The organism is Thermobacillus sp., assembly GCF_003390775.1.
Taxonomy (GTDB): Bacteria; Bacillota; Bacilli; order Paenibacillales; family Paenibacillaceae; genus Thermobacillus; species Thermobacillus xylanilyticus.
Genome location: NZ_QEWA01000027.1, coordinates 34,644 through 53,011, shown reverse-complemented (window position 1 = coordinate 53,011; position 18,368 = coordinate 34,644). Strand labels below are relative to the sequence as shown.

At 60.9% G+C, this 18,368-nt stretch carries 13 protein-coding genes; all 13 read right to left on the bottom strand.

The window, feature by feature from the left end:
* Positions 1-31: 31 nt before the first annotated feature.
* Complete coding sequence (rplC, locus tag C6W55_RS03655; RefSeq protein ID WP_015253288.1) at positions 32-649, bottom strand: 50S ribosomal protein L3; 618 nt, start codon at positions 647-649, stop codon at positions 32-34.
* Between the two features lie 55 nt (positions 650-704).
* On the bottom strand, positions 705-1,016 hold the full coding sequence (rpsJ, locus tag C6W55_RS03650) for a 30S ribosomal protein S10 (protein WP_015253287.1): 312 nt from the start codon (positions 1,014-1,016) through the stop codon (positions 705-707).
* A 235-nt stretch (positions 1,017-1,251) separates the two neighbouring features.
* Entirely contained in the window at positions 1,252-2,316 is a 1,065-nt protein-coding gene (locus C6W55_RS03645; protein ID WP_286891518.1) for an ABC transporter substrate-binding protein, read from the bottom strand.
* Positions 2,317-2,522: 206 nt separating this feature from the next.
* On the bottom strand, positions 2,523-3,578 hold the full coding sequence (locus tag C6W55_RS03640) for a FecCD family ABC transporter permease (protein WP_286891516.1): 1,056 nt from the start codon (positions 3,576-3,578) through the stop codon (positions 2,523-2,525).
* Between the two features lie 144 nt (positions 3,579-3,722).
* On the bottom strand, positions 3,723-4,607 hold the full coding sequence (locus tag C6W55_RS03635; RefSeq protein WP_286891514.1) for an ABC transporter ATP-binding protein: 885 nt from the start codon (positions 4,605-4,607) through the stop codon (positions 3,723-3,725).
* A gap of 296 nt (positions 4,608-4,903) precedes the next feature.
* Positions 4,904-6,097, bottom strand: a complete 1,194-nt coding sequence (tuf, locus tag C6W55_RS03630) for an elongation factor Tu (protein WP_286891513.1) — start codon at positions 6,095-6,097, stop codon at positions 4,904-4,906.
* Between the two features lie 111 nt (positions 6,098-6,208).
* Positions 6,209-8,293, bottom strand: coding sequence for an elongation factor G (fusA, locus tag C6W55_RS03625; RefSeq protein WP_015253284.1), 2,085 nt, complete (start codon positions 8,291-8,293; stop codon positions 6,209-6,211).
* Between the two features lie 28 nt (positions 8,294-8,321).
* Positions 8,322-8,792: a 30S ribosomal protein S7 gene (gene rpsG, locus C6W55_RS03620; RefSeq protein ID WP_015253283.1), complete on the bottom strand. Its 471-nt coding sequence runs from the start codon at positions 8,790-8,792 to the stop codon at positions 8,322-8,324.
* A 46-nt stretch (positions 8,793-8,838) separates the two neighbouring features.
* On the bottom strand, positions 8,839-9,261 hold the full coding sequence (rpsL, locus tag C6W55_RS03615) for a 30S ribosomal protein S12 (protein ID WP_015253282.1): 423 nt from the start codon (positions 9,259-9,261) through the stop codon (positions 8,839-8,841).
* A 137-nt stretch (positions 9,262-9,398) separates the two neighbouring features.
* Entirely contained in the window at positions 9,399-9,629 is a 231-nt protein-coding gene (locus C6W55_RS03610) for a ribosomal L7Ae/L30e/S12e/Gadd45 family protein (protein ID WP_015253281.1), read from the bottom strand.
* Positions 9,630-10,017: 388 nt separating this feature from the next.
* Positions 10,018-13,638, bottom strand: a complete 3,621-nt coding sequence (gene rpoC, locus C6W55_RS03605; protein ID WP_286891509.1) for a DNA-directed RNA polymerase subunit beta' — start codon at positions 13,636-13,638, stop codon at positions 10,018-10,020.
* A gap of 100 nt (positions 13,639-13,738) precedes the next feature.
* A complete protein-coding gene (rpoB, locus tag C6W55_RS03600; protein WP_286891507.1) occupies positions 13,739-17,302 on the bottom strand; it encodes a DNA-directed RNA polymerase subunit beta in 3,564 nt (1,187 codons plus the stop codon).
* 396 nt (positions 17,303-17,698) lie between these two features.
* The gene (locus C6W55_RS03595) at positions 17,699-18,313 is read right to left on the bottom strand and encodes a class I SAM-dependent methyltransferase (RefSeq protein WP_286891505.1); all 615 of its coding nucleotides are present in this window, start codon (positions 18,311-18,313) and stop codon (positions 17,699-17,701) included.
* Positions 18,314-18,368: the final 55 nt, after the last annotated feature.

Genomic DNA, 18,368 nt, shown 5'->3' with positions numbered 1-18,368 from the left:
TTCATGTTCCTCCTTTCCTGCAAGAATCGGTTTATTTCTTCACCGAGGATCTGATTTTCACGAACGAGTTCTTCGCGCCCGGGATCGAGCCTTTCACGAGAATAACGTTGCGCTCGGCGTCGACGCGAATGACTTCGAGGTTCTGGATCGTGACGGTCTCGCTGCCCATGCGGCCCGCCAGATGCTTGCCCTTCGGCACGCGGTTCGCCTGGATGGAGCCCATCGAACCCGGTCCGCGATGGTACTTCGAACCGTGCGCCATCGGACCGCGTTGTTGACCCCACCGTTTGATGACGCCGGCGAAGCCTTTGCCCTTCGAAATGCCCGTCACGTCAACAAACTCGCCTTCCGCGAAAATATCCGCCTTGATCTCCTGGCCAACTTCATATTCGCCCGGGTTGACCCCGCGGATTTCTTTTACGTAGCGCTTGGGAGCCGTGCCGGCTTTCTTCGCGTGGCCGACTTCCGGCTTGATCGGGTTCTTCTTGTCGGCAAAACCGAGCTGGATCGCTTCGTAGCCGTCGGTCTCCCGATCCTTCTTCTGGAGCACGACGCACGGGCCGGCCTCGATGACCGTAACCGGTACGACGGAGCCGTCAGCCGCGAAGACTTGCGTCATCCCCAGCTTTCTGCCCAAGATACCTTTCATGTTGACACCTCATTTCCTCTCATGCATATAATAGCCGCCCTTCGCGGCCTGGGCCTTACAGTTTGATCTCGATGTCGACGCCGGACGGCAGGTCCAGACGCATCAGCGCATCGACCGTCTGCGGCGTGGGATTCACAATGTCAATGAGACGCTTGTGCGTGCGCATCTCGAATTGTTCACGGGAATCCTTGTACTTGTGCACCGCCCGCAGAATCGTGATGACTTGCTTCTCCGTCGGAAGCGGAATCGGACCGGACACCCCGGCGCCGGAACGCTTCGCCGTCTCGACGATTTTCTCCGCGGACTGGTCGAGAATTCGGTGATCGTATGCCTTGAGACGGATACGGATCTTTTGCTTTGCTGCCATATGAGTCCCTCCTTCTATCGCCCAATTTGGTAATCGGACATACTCCGCGAGAATAACCCGACAGGCTCCCTATGGCAAAGGGGCCGGGTGTGTCGGCAACCTCCCGCATCATCGCAACGTCGCAGACCAACATGCAATATTATAGCGAAACACCCGGGCGTTTGCAATCTTTTTTCTTTGCGGGACGAATCAAGCATCCGAACCAATAAAAAAGGAAGAGCGGCGGCTTGCGCCGTCACTCTCCCAGCACCCGTTCGATATCTTCCAGCACCAGCTGTCCCGCGATGGCGCCGCTGTACAGCCAGCTGCGGTTCTTGTCCATCTCGTAGACATGTCCCGCTTTGACGGCGGGGATCGTCTTCCAGAGGTCGCTCTCGATCAGCGAGTCCGTCTGGCCTTCTTCGTAGTTCACCAGGAAAATGTAGTCCGCCGTCAGTTCCGACAGTTTCTCGAGCGATATCGGATTCCACGATGCGCGGTTCTCTTCCGGAATCTCGGTGTAGACGTTCGGCGGATTCACGCCAAGGTCGCCGAACACGACCGCTCCGCTCGCCGTCTTCGTGTCGACCATGTAGAACTGCTTGGCGGTCAGCCACAGGATGGCGATCGATTTGCCTTCAAGCTTGCCCTCGAGCTTGGCTTTCGTCTCCTGCACTTTTTGATCGTAAGCTTCGAGCGCGGCTTTCGCTTCTTCTTCCTTGCCGAGCACTTCGCCGATCTTGCTCAGCGCGGCGCGCCAGTCGTTTGCGATCTGATCCCCGAGGACAAAAGTCGGCGCGATTTTCGAATACTGCGAATACAGATCGTTCTGCACCAGCGATTCCGAACCGATGATCAGCAGATCCGGATTGAAGCTTGCCACTTCTTCCGGCGGCAGGTTGTAGCTGATCGTCGGCACGCCTTCCAGGCCGGCAGGCTGCAGATAGTCCTGCACGCCGTTCGGCACCGACCATTGCGCTACCGGCACGACGCCGAGCGTGAGCAGGTGGTCTTCCAGATACGAAGCGATGATCCGCTGCGGATTCGCCGGAATCGTCACTTCATTGCCGAGCGCGTCCGTCAGCGTGCGCTCCTGCGGAGCCGCGGCTTCGCCTTGATCCGCGCCGCTTTCGGCAGCACCGCCGTTCGTTTCGCCGGCCGCGCCGTTGCTGCCGGCGGCCGCCCCGCCATTGGAATTGGCGCCGCTGTTCTCGCCTGCATTGTTATTTCCGCCGCAAGCGGCGAGCGCCAGCGCGAGCACCAGCAGCAACGCCGCGAGCATCCCGACCGTTCTTTTGCCGTCTTTCTTGCTGCGCAACATTTGAGCTTTCCATCCTTTCGCTGATTTGCAGGCGTATGTACAATAACCCGCTTTGTTGTCTCAAACAGGAATGATAATCATTCTCACGTCAGTTGTCAATCAAAAGATTTTTGAAGGCCGGCTCGGCCGCAGCCGCGCGATTCCGTCGGCTCACCGTGCCGGCAACGGCATGGGGTGCCGTTGGCGACGCGCGCACGGGACAATCCTCATCCCGACTGCCGGCCCTTGCGGCGCGCCAGCCAGAGGAAGAACGGCGCTCCGACCAGCGAAATGAGTGCGCCGGCCGGCGTCTCGTAAGGCGGGTTGACCGACCGCGCGCCGATGTCGGCGAGGACCATGAACAGACTTCCGAGCACGGCGGAGGACGGAATGATCCACCGGTAGTCGACGCCGACGAGAAACCGGGCGACATGCGGCACCATCAGCCCGATGAACGCAATGCTGCCGACAGCCGACATCGACGCCCCGGCGAGGACCAATACGACGATCATGCCCGCCGTTTTCACCCAGCCGGTGCGCAGTCCGAGGCCGGCTGCCACATCTTCGCCGAGACTGAGCACCGTGATGGATCGGGACAGCAGCAGCGCGGCGATCAGGCTGGCGCCGATCCAAGGCCACAATACCGATATCTGCTGCCAGGTGATCCCCGCTGCGCCGCCTGCATACCAGAACGCGAGATCTTGTCCGACGCGAAACATGAGCGCGATGCCTTCGCTCACCGCGGTGAGCAGCGCGCTTACCGCGGCTCCCGCCAGCGTCAGGCGCACCGGCGTCATGCCGCTGCGCGCCATCGAGCCGATGCCGAACACCAATCCCGCGCCGAGGGCCGCGCCCAAGAACGAATACACCATCATCAGGATGTACGGCGTCTGCGGAAAGAATGCAAAGCAGACCGCGAGCATCAGGCCTGACCCCGCATTGAGGCCGAGCAATCCGGAGTCCGCCAGCGGGTTGCGCGTCATGCCTTGCATCATCGCGCCGGCGACGGCGAATCCGGCTCCGACGAGCGCGCTGCCGAGCGCGCGCGGCACACGCAAGTCGCGCACGACGTGATGACTCGACAGTTCCGGATCAAAGCGGAACAGGGCATCCCATACGGTGGAAAGCCGAATGTCCGCCGCACCGATGGCCACGGCAGCCGCCATGGCCAGGACCAGCGCAACGAGGCCGCCCGTAATTATGAGGATGGCCGCAAGCGGACGGCCTTTGACCGGCATCTGCCGCGCATTCGCCGCATCATGCCGGGTGTGCGATGCGTTCATTTAACCACCTGCTCATGCTGTTCAATGTGCCGGACGGAACGGCGGGACAAAGACAAAGCCACCGTCCCGACGGGAACCAGTGGCTTCACCATCAGCCGCTTTCTCGAAAGGTTGCAGCTTTCATCCGCATGTCGGAGCGGCCCGTCAACCGTTCGTCACGGCATTCGCCTGCTTGCCGTAAGCCCGATCGCCCTGTTCGCTCTTCGCCTGCTGATGCTCACGGTTCTTCGCCGAACGAAGGCTTTCGCGGAACAGCTCGAATGGCAGACAGAGCGGTACGCCGGTGCGCGGGTCGAAAAGGATATCGGCTTCGATGCCGAATACTTCGCGGAGCACTTCCTTCGTCGTCACTTTCGCCGGTTCGCCTTCGGCCACGATCTCGCCGGACTTGATTGCGACCATGTGATGTGCATAGCGCGTGGCGTGGTTCAGATCATGCACGACCATGACGATCGTCCGGCCCTGCTCTTCGTTGAGCTGCTGCAGCAGCTTCAGCACCTCGAGCTGATGCGCCATATCCAGATAGGTCGTCGGCTCGTCAAGGAACAGAATTTCCGTCTGCTGCGCGAGCGCCATCGCGATCCACGCCCGCTGCCGCTGACCGCCGGACAACTGATCAACCGCACGGTCGGCAAATGAAACAAGACCGGTCACCTCGATCGCCCACTCCACGATTTCACGGTCTTCCCGGCTCATCGTGCCGAAGCCTCTCTGATGCGGATAGCGGCCATAGCCGACCAGTTCGCGGACCGTAAGCCCTTCGGGCGCAACGGGATTCTGGGGCAGAATCGCAAGCTGTTTCGCCACTTCCCGCGTCGATTGCGAGTGGATCGCCTTGCCGTCGAGCAGCACGCTTCCGCGCTGGGGTTTCATGATGCGGGCCATCGTCTTCAAAATCGTCGATTTGCCCGATCCGTTCGAACCCACCAGGGCGGTAATCTTGCCCGTCGGTATGCTCAGGTTCAGGCCGTCCACAATCAGTCGTTCATCATAGCCAATCGCCAGGTCTTGCGTTATCAGTCTGTCCAAGGCGCCTCATCCTCTCCGGTCACCTGCCGCAGTCAGGCCATATCAATACATCACGGTCGGATTCGAAAAATCAATCGGCTTCGCAGCCGCGCCCGATCCTTCATCCACCCTGCTGGTCAAATCAATCCGTCTACTATGATAATGGTTCTCATTATCGTCGTCAATGATCTGCTTGCAATCCGTCTATAAAAACGGCTTGTTCCGTGACGGACGTGAAAAACAAACGGCCGTTTGACAGCGATTGGCTGCCAAACGGCCGTTGAAGCCTGCAATATGCGGCGTGGAGCCGCGCCTGATTACTTCAGGATCGAAGCAACGGCACCTGCGCCTACCGTACGGCCGCCTTCGCGGATAGCGAAGCGCGTACCTTCTTCGATTGCAATCGGAGCGATCAGTTCAACCGTCAGGGTGACGTTGTCGCCCGGCATAACCATTTCGGTGCCTTCCGGCAGTTCGATGACACCCGTTACGTCCGTCGTCCGGAAGTAGAATTGCGGACGATAGCCCGTGAAGAACGGTTTGTGGCGGCCGCCTTCTTCCTTCGTCAGGACGTAAACTTGAGCCGTGAATTTCGTGTGCGGGTTAACCGAACCCGGTTTAACCAGAACTTGACCGCGTTCGATTTCCTTGCGCTCTACGCCGCGGAGCAGCGCGCCGATGTTGTCGCCGGCTTGCGCTTGGTCGAGCAGCTTGCGGAACATTTCAACGCCCGTAACGACCGTCTTCTTCGTTTCTTCTTGCAGACCGACGATTTCAACCTCGTCGCCGACTTTAACCGTACCGCGCTCGACGCGGCCCGTTGCAACCGTACCGCGGCCGGTGATCGTGAATACGTCTTCGACCGGCATGAGGAACGGCTTGTCGACGTCGCGTTCCGGCGTCGGGATGTAGGAGTCGATCGCTTCGAACAGTTCGATGATCTTGTCAGCCCACGGACCGTCCGGATTTTCGAGCGCTTCGCGCGCGGAACCGCGGATGATCGGCGTGTCGTCGCCCGGGAACTCGTATTCGTTCAGCAGGTCGCGAACTTCCATTTCAACGAGTTCGAGCAGCTCTTCGTCTTCAACCATGTCGCACTTGTTCAGGAATACGACGATGTACGGAACGCCGACCTGACGGGAGAGCAGGATGTGCTCGCGCGTTTGCGGCATCGGGCCGTCAGCAGCGGATACGACGAGGATTGCGCCGTCCATCTGAGCTGCACCCGTAATCATGTTCTTGACGTAGTCGGCGTGGCCCGGGCAGTCAACGTGCGCATAGTGGCGGTTCGGCGTTTCGTACTCGACGTGTGCGGTCGAGATCGTGATGCCGCGCTCGCGCTCTTCCGGAGCCTTGTCGATTTGGTCGTAAGCGACTGCAGCGCCGCCGCCATACTTCTTCGACAGAACCGTCGTGATGGCGGCCGTCAGCGTCGTCTTGCCATGGTCGACGTGACCGATGGTGCCGATGTTGACGTGCGGTTTCGTACGTTCGAATTTAGACTTAGCCATTGAACCATTTCCTCCTTGGGATGATGGATTGGGTTATGTGTGGAGCGGGGCGCGGCGCAAGGCGCCGCGGCATCCGTCCTGTAACCACATCGGTTATGTCGTCATGCAGGCTTACTCGTTGCTGCTTCCCTTGTACTTCGCGATGATCTCATCCGCAATCGACTTCGGAACTTCCTCATAGTGGGACAGTTCCATCGAGAACACCCCGCGGCCTTGCGTGCCCGAACGAAGCGTCGTCGAGTAGCCGAACATTTCGCCGAGCGGCACCTTCGCGCGGATGATTTGCGCGCCTGCGCGCGTATCCGTGCCCTCGATGCGTCCGCGGCGGGAGCTGAGCGTGCCCATGACGTCGCCGAAGTATTCTTCCGGCACCGTGACCTCGACCTTCATGATCGGCTCGAGGAGCACAGGGTTACACTTGTCCTTCGCGGCCTTGAGCGCCAGCGAACCGGCGATCTTGAACGCCATTTCGGACGAGTCGACGTCGTGGTACGAACCGTCGACGAGCGTAGCCTTGATGTCGACCATCGGATAACCGGCGAGGACGCCGTTGCGCATCGCTTCTTCGATACCGGCTTGAACGGCCGGCACGTATTCTTTCGGAACGACGCCGCCGACGATCTTGTTCTCGAACACGAAGCCCGCGCCTTGCTCAAGCGGTTCGAATTCGATCCAGACGTGGCCGTATTGACCGCGGCCGCCCGACTGGCGGACGAATTTGCCTTCGACGCGCGCCGGCGTGCGGAACGTCTCGCGGTATGCGACCTGCGGCTTGCCGACGTTCGTCTCGACCTTGAATTCCCGTTTCAGACGGTCGACGATGATCTCCAGATGGAGCTCGCCCATGCCGGCGATGATCGTCTGGCCGGTCTCTTCGTCCGTGTAGGCACGGAACGTCGGGTCTTCTTCGGAGAGCTTCGACAGCGCGACGCCCAGTTTGTCCTGGTCGTTCTTCGTCTTCGGCTCGATCGCGACCTCGATGACCGGTTCCGGGAAGTTCATCGATTCCAGGATAACCGGATGCTTCTCGTCGCAGAGCGTGTCGCCCGTCGTCGTGTCCTTCAGGCCGACGGCAGCGGCGATGTCGCCCGCATACACTTCCGTGATCTCCTCGCGATGGTTCGCGTGCATCTGCAGAATCCGGCCGATCCGTTCGCGCTTGCCCTTCGTGGCGTTCAGCACGTACGAACCGGAGTTCAGGATGCCGGAGTAGACGCGGAAGAACGTCAGCTTACCGACATAGGGATCGGTCATGATCTTGAATGCGAGTGCCGCGAACGGCTCGTCGTCGGACGACTTGCGCGTCGTCTCCGTGCCGTCTTCGAGCGTGCCCTTGATGTCCGGCACGTCAACCGGCGACGGCAGATATTCGATGACGGCGTCCAGCATCAATTGAACGCCTTTGTTCCGGTACGAAGAGCCGCAGACGACCGGGAAAATCTGAACGGAACATACGCCTTTGCGCAGTGCCGCCTTCAGTTCCGGAACGGTGATCTCTTCGCCTTCCAGATACTTCATCATGAGCTCTTCGTCGATTTCAGCGACCTTCTCGACGAGCTCATTGCGAAGCTCTTCGGCCTTGTCGGCCAGGTCGGCCGGAATGTCCCCGACTTCGATATCTTTGCCGAGGTCGTCTTTGTAGAAGTACGCTTTCCGCTCGATCAGGTCAATGATGCCGCGGAAATCGTTCTCGGCGCCGATCGGCAGCTGGATCGCGACGGCGTTCGCCTGCAGACGATCGCGCATGTCCTGGACGACGGCGAGGTAATCCGCGCCGATAATGTCCATCTTGTTGACATAGGCGATCCGCGGCACGCCGTACTTGTCCGCCTGGCGCCAGACGGTCTCGGACTGCGGTTCAACGCCTTCCTTCGCGCTGAACACGGCTACTGCTCCATCCAGCACGCGCAGGGAACGCTCGACTTCGACGGTGAAGTCGACGTGGCCCGGAGTGTCGATGATATTGATCCGGTGACCTTTCCATTGAGCGGTCGTCGCGGCGGATGTAATCGTGATGCCGCGTTCCTGCTCCTGTTCCATCCAGTCCATCGTCGCGGAGCCTTCATGCGTCTCGCCGATCTTGTGGGTGCGGCCGGTATAGAACAGGATGCGCTCCGTGGTGGTCGTCTTGCCGGCGTCAATATGGGCCATGATCCCGATATTGCGCGTATCTTTCAAGGAGAACTGTCTAGGCATGCTGTTGTCTCCTTCCGAAATCTGAATCCTACCAGCGGTAGTGCGCGAACGCCTTGTTCGCCTCGGCCATCTTGTGCGTGTCTTCGCGCTTCTTCACGGCAGCGCCCGTGTTGTTCGAAGCGTCGATGATCTCTGCGGCCAGGCGTTCCTGCATCGTCTTCTCGCCGCGGGTGCGGGCGTAGTTGACGAGCCAGCGGAGGCCAAGGGACGTCCGGCGTTCCGGTCTGACTTCCACCGGAACCTGGTAGTTCGCGCCGCCGACGCGGCGAGCCTTGACTTCGAGCACCGGCATGACATTCTTGAGAGCGGCCTCGAATACTTCCATCGGGTCCTTGCCCGTGCGCTCACGGACAATCTCGAACGCTTCGTACAGGATTCTGGACGCGACTCCGCGCTTGCCGTCGATCATGATGCGGTTGATGAGCCGCGTGACCAGCTTGCTGTTGTAGATCGGGTCCGGCAGCACATCGCGCTTCGGCACCGGTCCTTTGCGTGGCATGGATCCAACCTCCTTCCATCATGTTTCTCCATCGTCAGCCGATCTATTACTTCTTCGCTTCCTTCGGGCGCTTCGCGCCGTACTTGGAGCGGCCTTGCTTGCGGTTGTTCACGCCGGCCGTATCCAGCGCACCGCGGACGATATGATAGCGGACGCCCGGGAGGTCCTTGACCCGGCCGCCGCGGATCAGCACGACGCTGTGCTCCTGGAGATTGTGGCCGATACCCGGAATGTATGCCGTGACTTCAACGCGGTTCGTCAGACGAACCCGCGCGTATTTCCGCAGGGCGGAGTTCGGCTTCTTCGGCGTCATCGTGCCGACGCGGGTACAGACGCCCCGCTTCTGCGGCGAGCTGATGTTGGTCGCTTCACGCTTGAGCGCGTTGAAACCCCGTTGCAGCGCCGGCGATTTCGACTTGACGACCTTGGCTTTGCGGCCTTTGCGCACGAGTTGGTTGATTGTTGGCATGTTGCCACCCCCTTCCTTGGGCGAATCGGTTCATCAGCTGCGTGTCTCAAGTCCACAGATCCAGGCGGTTCATCTTGAAGCAGGCAAAGGCCCGAGCCGCGATTCCTTGGCGAAATCCGGCGCGAACGCTGTCTGCTTTACGGTCCATCCGGAATCCAGGCGGCCGAGGCGGCCCCGACGTCGATCCCGCAATGCTTGCCGAGATCGGCCATCCGGTCCACCCATTCGACCTCGATCTCCGCTTTGCGGCAGAGCTCCACAAGCTTGCCCGTCAACCGAGGATCTGCATCGCGCGCGACGAATACCCGCGCGGCCAATCCTTGCTCCACAGCTTTCGTCGTTTGCTTGGTGCCGATCTTCCAGGGCATGGAGACTCCTCTCTTTCGCGAAGGCGCACGATCCCCATCCTTACAGGCACACTCCGATATAGTATCACCTGCTGCCAGGGTGTGTCAAGCAAAACGGCTTGCAATGGCATCTTCCAAAACCGTGCACCCATTTGCGGTGAAAGATCAGTCATTTGACAAGCGAGCTGCCTGTCGGGTCTTATCTTTCAAGCCAGACGGCTGACGCCTCTCATTGAGAGACTTGTCCGTTTTGCGGCCGGTCGGCTCGAAATCTCCCTCCGACAGCCGCCGGGCCGGCCCGGACGATCGGTTCGTCCGGCCGGCCCAGGCCGCCTTCCTCGGAATCGGGTCAAACGTTATCCTCGGATGTGTGCCGCATCCGATGCGCCCTGACGGAAGGTCCGGCGCATCAGGATTCGACCGCTACGCCTTCAAGCACTTCTTCCGATTGCTGCTCGTCTTCTTCCAGACCGGCGAAGCGAATGTTCCGGTAATGGGCCATGCCCGTGCCCGCCGGAATCAGCTTGCCGATAATGACGTTCTCCTTCAGGCCGAGCAGCTGGTCGACCTTGCCCTTGATCGCGGCGTCCGTGAGCACGCGCGTCGTCTCCTGGAACGATGCGGCGGACAGGAAGGAGTCCGTCTCGAGCGACGCCTTCGTGATGCCGAGCAGCACCGGCTTCGCGACGGCCGGCTCCTTGCCCGCGAGAATCGCTTCGCGGTTCGCCGCCTCGTACTCGTGGATGTCGACGTAAGAACCCGGCAGGAGCGGCGTGTCACCCGCATCGACGATCCGGATTTTCCGGAGCATCTGCTTGATCATGACCTCGATATGCTTGTCGTTGATCTCGACGCCCTGGTTCCGGTAGACGCGCTGCACTTCCTGCAGGATGTAGTTCTGCACGCCGCGGATACCCTTGATCCGGAGCATCTCCTTCGGGTCGATCGAACCGTCCGTCAGCTCGTCGCCCGCTTCGACGCGGTCGCCGATGTTCACGCGGATGCGCGAACCGTAGCTGACCGAGTAAACCTTCGTCTCCGCTTCGCCTTCGACTTCGATCTCGCGCCGGTCTTTCGCGTCGCGGATATCCTTGACGACGCCGTCGATCTCGGAGATCGTCGCCTGGCCTTTCGGATTCCGGGCTTCGAACAGCTCCTGGATCCGCGGCAGACCTTGCGTGATGTCGTCGCCGGCGACGCCGCCCGTATGGAACGTCCGCATTGTGAGCTGCGTACCCGGCTCGCCGATCGACTGCGCCGCGATGATGCCGACCGCTTCGCCGATCTCGACATGCTTGCCGGTCGCCAGGTTGCGGCCGTAGCAGATCTTGCAGACGCCGTGGCGGGCGCGGCAGCTGAGCACGGAGCGGATCTCCAGCTTCTCGATGCCGGCGGCGATGATCTTCTCCGCGATCTCGGCATCGATCATTTCGCCCTTGCCGACGATGATCTCGCCCGTCTCCGGATGGCGCACCGCCGCCGCCGTATAGCGGCCTTCGATCCGGTCGTACAGATCCTCGATGACTTCCTTGCCGTCGTGGATCTTCGTGACGGTAATCCCTTTATCCGTACCGCAGTCTTCTTCGCGCACGATGACGTCCTGCGCGACGTCGACGAGACGGCGGGTCAGATAACCCGAGTCCGCGGTCCGGAGCGCCGTGTCGGCGAGACCTTTCCGCGCGCCGTGCGTCGAGATGAAGTACTCGAGGACCGTCAGCCCTTCGCGGAAGTTCGACTTGATCGGCAGTTCGAAGATCCGGCCGGACGGCGTCGCCATCAGGCCGCGCATGCCGCCGAGCTGCGTGATCTGCGACTTGTTGCCCCGCGCTTTCGAATCGACCATGAGCATGATCGAGTTGTAGCGGTCCATCGATTTCATGAGCACGTCCGTGATCCGGTCCTTCGTCTGGCCCCAGATCTCGATGACGCGGTCGTAACGTTCCTCGTCCGTGATCAGGCCGCGGCGGTACTGGTTCGTGACGACCCTGACCTTCTCCTCGGACTCGGCGAGAATCTCCTTCTTCGCTTCCGGCACGACGACATCCGAGATCGCGATCGTGATGCCGGCCCGCGTCGAGTACGTGAAGCCGAGCTGCTTGATCTTGTCGAGAATGATCGACGTCGTCGTCGTCTGGAACAGGCGGAAGCATTCCGCGATGATCTGGCCGAGATATTCCTTGCCCACCGCGCTGGCGATCGGGAGCTGGGCGATGTACGCGTTCACGTCCGCGCCCTTCTCCTTGACGAACCAGCGTTCCGGCGTGCCCTTGAGCAGGTTGTCCTTCGTCGCTTCGTTGATGTACGGGAACGTGTCCGGGAAAATCTCGTTGAAAATCAGTTTCCCGACCGTCGTCACAATGAGCGAGCGCTCCTGCTCTTCCGTGAACATCTTCTTGTTCAGCGCGCGCGCCGGGATGACGATCCGCGCGTGAAGCGACACGATGTCGCGGTGGTACGCGGAGATCGCTTCGTTCACCGTGGCGAACATCATGCCCGTGCCCTTCGCCTCGGGATTGTCCATCGTCAGATAGTAGCTGCCGAGGACCATGTCCTGCGAAGGCGTAACGACCGGCTTGCCGTCCTTCGGGTTCAGGATGTTGCCCGAAGCGAGCATGAGCAGGCGCGCTTCCGCCTGCGCTTCAGCCGAGAGCGGCACGTGCACGGCCATCTGGTCGCCGTCGAAGTCGGCGTTGTACGCCGTACAGACGAGCGGGTGCAGCTTGATCGCGCGGCCTTCGACGAGCGTCGGCTCGAACGCCTGGATGCCGAGCCGGTGGAGCGTCGGCGCGCGGTTCAGCAGCACCGGGTGCTCGCGAATGACTTCCTCGAGCACGTCCCAGACTTCCGGGCTGACGCGTTCGACCTTGCGCTTTGCGCTCTTGATGTTGTGCGCGAGCCCCTTGTTCACGAGCTCCTTCATGACGAACGGCTTGAACAGCTCCAGCGCCATCTCCTTCGGCAGGCCGCACTGATACATCTTCAGGCTCGGCCCGACGACGATGACGGAACGGCCGGAGTAGTCGACCCGCTTGCCGAGCAGGTTCTGACGGAACCGGCCCTGCTTGCCCTTCAGCATATGGCTGAGCGATTTCAGCGGACGGTTGCCCGGTCCGGTGACCGGACGGCCGCGGCGGCCGTTGTCGATCAGCGCGTCAACGGCTTCCTGCAGCATCCGCTTCTCGTTCTGCACGATGATGTCCGGCGCGCCGAGATCGAGCAGCCGCTTCAGCCGGTTGTTCCGGTTGATGACGCGGCGATACAGGTCGTTCAGGTCGCTCGTCGCGAACCGGCCGCCGTCCAGCTGCACCATCGGGCGCAGTTCCGGCGGAATGACCGGCAGCACGTCGAGGATCATCCATTCCGGACGGTTGCCCGAATTGCGGAATGCCTCAAGAACCTCAAGCCGCTTGATCGCGCGGTTGCGCCGCTGGCCTTGCGCCGTGCGCAGCTCTTCCTTGAGCATCTCGATCTCGCGGTCGAGGTCGATGTCCATCAGCAGCTTCTTGATCGCTTCGGCGCCCATGCCGGCCTGGAAGCCGTAGCCGTATTTCTCGCGGTAGCTGCGGTATTCCTTCTCGGAGAGGAGTTGCTTCTTCTCCAGCGGCGTGTCGCCCGGGTCGGTCACGACATAGGATGCGAAGTAGATGACTTCCTCGAGCGAACGCGGCGACATGTCGAGCGCCAGTCCCATCCGGCTCGGAATCCCTTTGAAATACCAGATATGCGACACCGGGGCGGCCAGCTCGATGTGGCCCATCCGCTCGCGGCGCACCTTCGCGCGCGTCACTTCGACGCCGCAGCGGTCGCAGACGACGCCCTTGTAGCGCACGCGCTTGTACTTGCCGCAGTGGCACTCCCAGTCCTTCGTCGGACCGAAAATTTTCTCGCAGAACAGCCCTTCCTTCTCGGGTTTGAGCGTCCGATAGTTGATCGTCTCGGGTTTCTTCACTTCTCCGCGCGACCAGGAACGGATCTTGTCCGGAGAAGCCAGACCGATCTTCATAAACTCGAAGTTGTTAACATCCAACAAGGAGCAACCCTCCTTCAGTCTCTGCCGCGAGGCAGGCGAGGCCGCCCGTCAGGGAAGGGGCGGCGATGCCTTGTCTGACGATGAAGTCACGAGGCGCCGATCACTCGATGCCGACTTCCGATCCTTCGAGGTTCAGGTTGAGCTTGTCGCCCGCGCCGTCTTCCTCGTCGTCGATCTCCCTCATCTCGATCTCTTCTTCGTTCTCGGTCAGGATCTTCACGTCCATGCCGAGGCTCTGAAGTTCCTTGATGAGGACCTTGAACGACTCCGGAACGCCCGGTTCGGGGACGTTTTCGCCCTTGACGATCGATTCGTACGTCTTCACCCGTCCGACGACGTCGTCGGATTTGACGGTCAGAATCTCCTGCAATGTATAGGCGGCGCCGTATGCTTCAAGCGCCCACACTTCCATCTCGCCGAACCGCTGGCCGCCGAACTGCGCCTTGCCGCCCAGCGGCTGCTGGGTGACGAGCGAGTACGGACCGGTCGAACGGGCGTGGATCTTGTCGTCGACCATGTGGGCCAGCTTGATCATGTACATGACGCCGACGGTGACTTCCCGCTCGAACGGTTCGCCCGTCCGGCCGTCGTACAGGATCGTCTTGCCGTTGCGCTGCATGCCGGCTTCTTCCATCGCGTTGAACACGTCTTCCTCGTTCGCGCCGTCGAAGACTGGCGTCGCGGCGTAGATTCCCATCCGCTTGCACGCCATGCCGAGGTGCACTTCGAGCACCTGACCGATGTTCATCCGCGACGGAACGCCGAGCGGGTTCAGCACGACGTCGACCGGCGTGCCGTCCGGCAGGAACGGCATGTCTTCCTCCGGCATGATGCGCGCGATGACCCCCTTGTTGCCGTGGCGTCCGGCCATCTTGTCGCCTTCGGAAATCTTCCGCTTCTGCGCGATGTACACGCGCACGAGCTGGTTCACGCCCGGCGGCAGCTCGTCGCCGTTCTCGCGGGTGAACACCTTGACGTCGACGACAATGCCGTCGGTGCCGTGCGGCACGCGGAGCGACGTGTCGCGCACTTCGCGCGCCTTCTCACCGAAGATCGCGTGCAGCAGCCGCTCTTCCGCCGTCAGCTCGGTCACGCCCTTCGGCGTCACCTTGCCGACGAGGATGTCGCCCGCGCTGATCTCGGCGCCGACGCGGATGATGCCGCGCTCGTCGAGGTTCTTCAGCGCGTCTTCACCGACGTTCGGAATGTCGCGCGTAATCTCTTCGGGTCCGAGCTTCGTGTCGCGCGCTTCGGACTCGTATTCTTCGATATGGATCGAGGTGTACACGTCTTCCTTGACCAGCTTCTCGCTAAGCAGGATCGCGTCCTCGTAGTTGTACCCTTCCCAGGTCATGAAGGCGACGACGACGTTGCGGCCGAGCGCCAGTTCGCCCTGGTCGGTCGACGGACCGTCCGCCAGAATGTCGCCTTTCTTCACGAACTCGCCCTTCTTCACGATCGGGCGCTGGTTGATGCAGGTGCCCTGGTTCGAACGTTCGAACTTGTGCAGCTTGTATTTCACGAGATCGCCGGTCACCTGCTTGCCGTCGATCGTCTCGACGCGGCGCAGCCAGATCTCGTTCGCGGTGACGCGCTCGATGATGCCGTCGTACTTCGAGACGATGCAGACGCCCGAGTCCTTCGCCGCCTTGTACTCCATGCCGGTGCCGACGAGCGGCGCTTCCGGCACGAGCAGCGGCACGGCCTGGCGCTGCATGTTCGCGCCCATGAGCGCGCGGTTCGAGTCGTCGTTCTCAAGGAACGGGATGAGCGCCGTCGCGACGGAAACCACCTGTTTCGGCGACACGTCCATGTAGTCGACGCGGTCGCTCGGCATCGTCAGGATGTTGTCCGCCTGCTTGTTGTAGCGGACGATCACCATGTCGTCCGCGAATTTGCCTTCCGGCGTCAGCGCGGCGTTCGCCTGCGCGATGACGTAGTTGTCCTCTTCATCCGCCGTCATATAATCGATATGGTCCGTGACGATGCCCGTCTCCGGATCGACGCGGCGGTACGGCGCCTCGATGAAGCCGTACTCGTTGATCCGCGCGTACGTCGACAGCGAGTTGATCAGGCCGATGTTCGGACCTTCCGGCGTCTCGATCGGACACATCCGGCCGTAGTGGGACGGATGGACGTCGCGCACTTCGAAGCCCGCGCGTTCCCGCGTAAGCCCCCCCGGACCGAGCGCGGACAGCCGGCGCTTGTGCGTAAGCTCGGCCAGCGGGTTCGTCTGGTCCATGAACTGCGACAGCTGCGAGCTGCCGAAGAATTCCTTGATCGCCGCGATGACCGGACGGATGTTGATCAGCGCCTGCGGCGTGATCGCATTCGCGTCCTGGATCGACATCCGCTCGCGGACGACGCGTTCCATCCGGGAGAGGCCGATGCGGAACTGGTTCTGCAGCAGCTCGCCGACCGAACGGAGGCGGCGGTTGCCGAGGTGGTCAATGTCGTCCGTGCTGCCGATGCCGTGCAGCAGATTGATGAAATAGTTGATCGACGCGATGATGTCGGCCGGCGTAATGTGCTTGACCGACTTGTCGATATTGCCGTTCGAGATGATCTTGACGATCTTCCCGTCCTCATTGGGCGAGAATACGCTGATTGCCTGAAGGGGAATACTGTCGGCATCCAGCACCCCGTTCGCGACATGGTACGTCTTGAAGCCGACGCCGCCATCCAGGTACGGCGTAATCTGATCAAGCAGCCGGCGGTCGATCACCTGGCCCGCTTCGGCGATAATCTCGCCGGTCGACGGATCGACGAGCGTCTCCGCGAGCCTCTGATTGAACAGCCGGTTCTTGATGTTCAGTTTCTTGTTGATCTTGTAGCGGCCCACGTTCGCCAGGTCATACCGCTTCGGATCGAAGAAACGGGCGACGAGCAGACTCTTCGCGTTCTCGAGCGTCGGCGGTTCGCCCGGACGGAGCCGTTCATAGATTTCGATGAGCGCCTTCTCGACGGAATCGGTGTTGTCCTTGTCGAGGGTGTTGCGGATGAACTCATCCTGACCGAGCAAGTCGAGAATTTCGGCATCCGTGCCGAAACCGAGGGCGCGGAGCAGCACGGTGACCGGAATCTTCCGCGTGCGGTCGATCCGGACGTAGATGATGTCCTTCGCGTCCGTCTCGAACTCGAGCCATGCGCCGCGGTTCGGGATAACCGTCGCCGTGTAAGTCTTCTTGCCGTTCTTGTCAACCTTCGTGCTGAAGTACACGCTGGGGGATCGGACCAACTGGCTGACAATGACGCGTTCCGCGCCGTTGATGATGAACGTGCCGGTCTCGGTCATGAGCGGAAAATCGCCCATGAACACCTCCTGCTCCTTCACCTCGCCGGTCTCCTTGTTGATGAGGCGCACCTTGACGCGGAGCGGAGCAGCGTACGTCACATCGCGTTCCTTCGCATCATCCACCGTATATTTCGGTTCGCCCAAGGAATAGTCGATGAACTCGAGCGACAAGTTGCCCGTGAAATCCGTAATCGGCGAAATGTCCTGGAACAGCTCGAGCAGATCGCGTTCCAGAAATTTCTGATACGATTTCTGCTGGATTTCAATCAGGTTCGGTACTTCGAGCACTTCTTTGATGCGGGAATAGCTCCTGCGCGTGCGTCGGCCATACTGAACGAGATGTCCTGCCAACTTTACCCCACCCCTCATGGTTGACTTGCAGCCTTGCCTTGCTATATGATCAATCCGCCGCGGTATTTAGCGGCGGCCTGAAAACGCCCATAGACGAAAGAAAGGCCTTACCGGACGCATGCGCCCGGTTGAAGACCGTCGTGCCGCGAATCGCCGCCGAACCGGTACCTGCCGCGCGCGGGCAGCCGCGAAAACGGAAAACGGCCGAAGCGCCGCACTCCTCCGGTTGAGGCAGAAATCCCCATATGTTTAATCATTTTCACCGAAAAGACAGTCATTATACCTGAATCCGCCGGATCATGGACACGGTCCGTTCCGCCTATTGAAATTTGCACTTGACAAACGGCGGACAAAAGACTTGTGCCCTATTTTAATGCTGACATTTTATAATGATATCACAGGCAAGAAGGCGAGTCAACAAATGTTTGACCGCTCCGCCCGCAGAATGTAATAACCTTTGTCCCGTGCCGCCATCCTCACGTTGTCTGCTCCGAAAATATCTTCCAGCTTCGCTTCGGCCGAAGGAGCCCCCTGCTTCTTCTGGATGACGACCCACAGCGCGCCGCCCGGGACCAGCCGCTCAAAAGCCTCTTCGAAAATCCGATGCACGACCGCCTTCCCGGCCCGGATCGGCGGATTGGTCAGCACGGCGTCGAAGGTCTGATCGCGCACCGCCTCGAACAGATCGCTTTCCAGAATCGTCACATTGCGGATGCCGTTCCGTTCCGCGTTCTCGCGTGCCAGCTTCACGGCCCGCTCGTTGATGTCAATCATGGTGACGTGCGCGGACGGCTTCGCGGCCGCGATCGCGAGGCCGATCGGGCCGTAACCGCAGCCGACGTCCAGCACGCGCGCGCCGTCCGGGATGTCCGCCGTCTCGATCAGCAGCCTGCTGCCGAAGTCGACGCCCGATTTCGAAAAGACCCCCGCATCCGTTGCAAATGCCAGCCGTCTGCCGCGCAGCACCGCTTCGATCCGCTTTCGGTCGCTGACAGACCGCGGCGTCTTCGTGTAATAGTGTTCGGACATGCAGCACACCTCCCGGCCGGTTGCCGCGCACCTGGCCATAATGACGACGAACCCC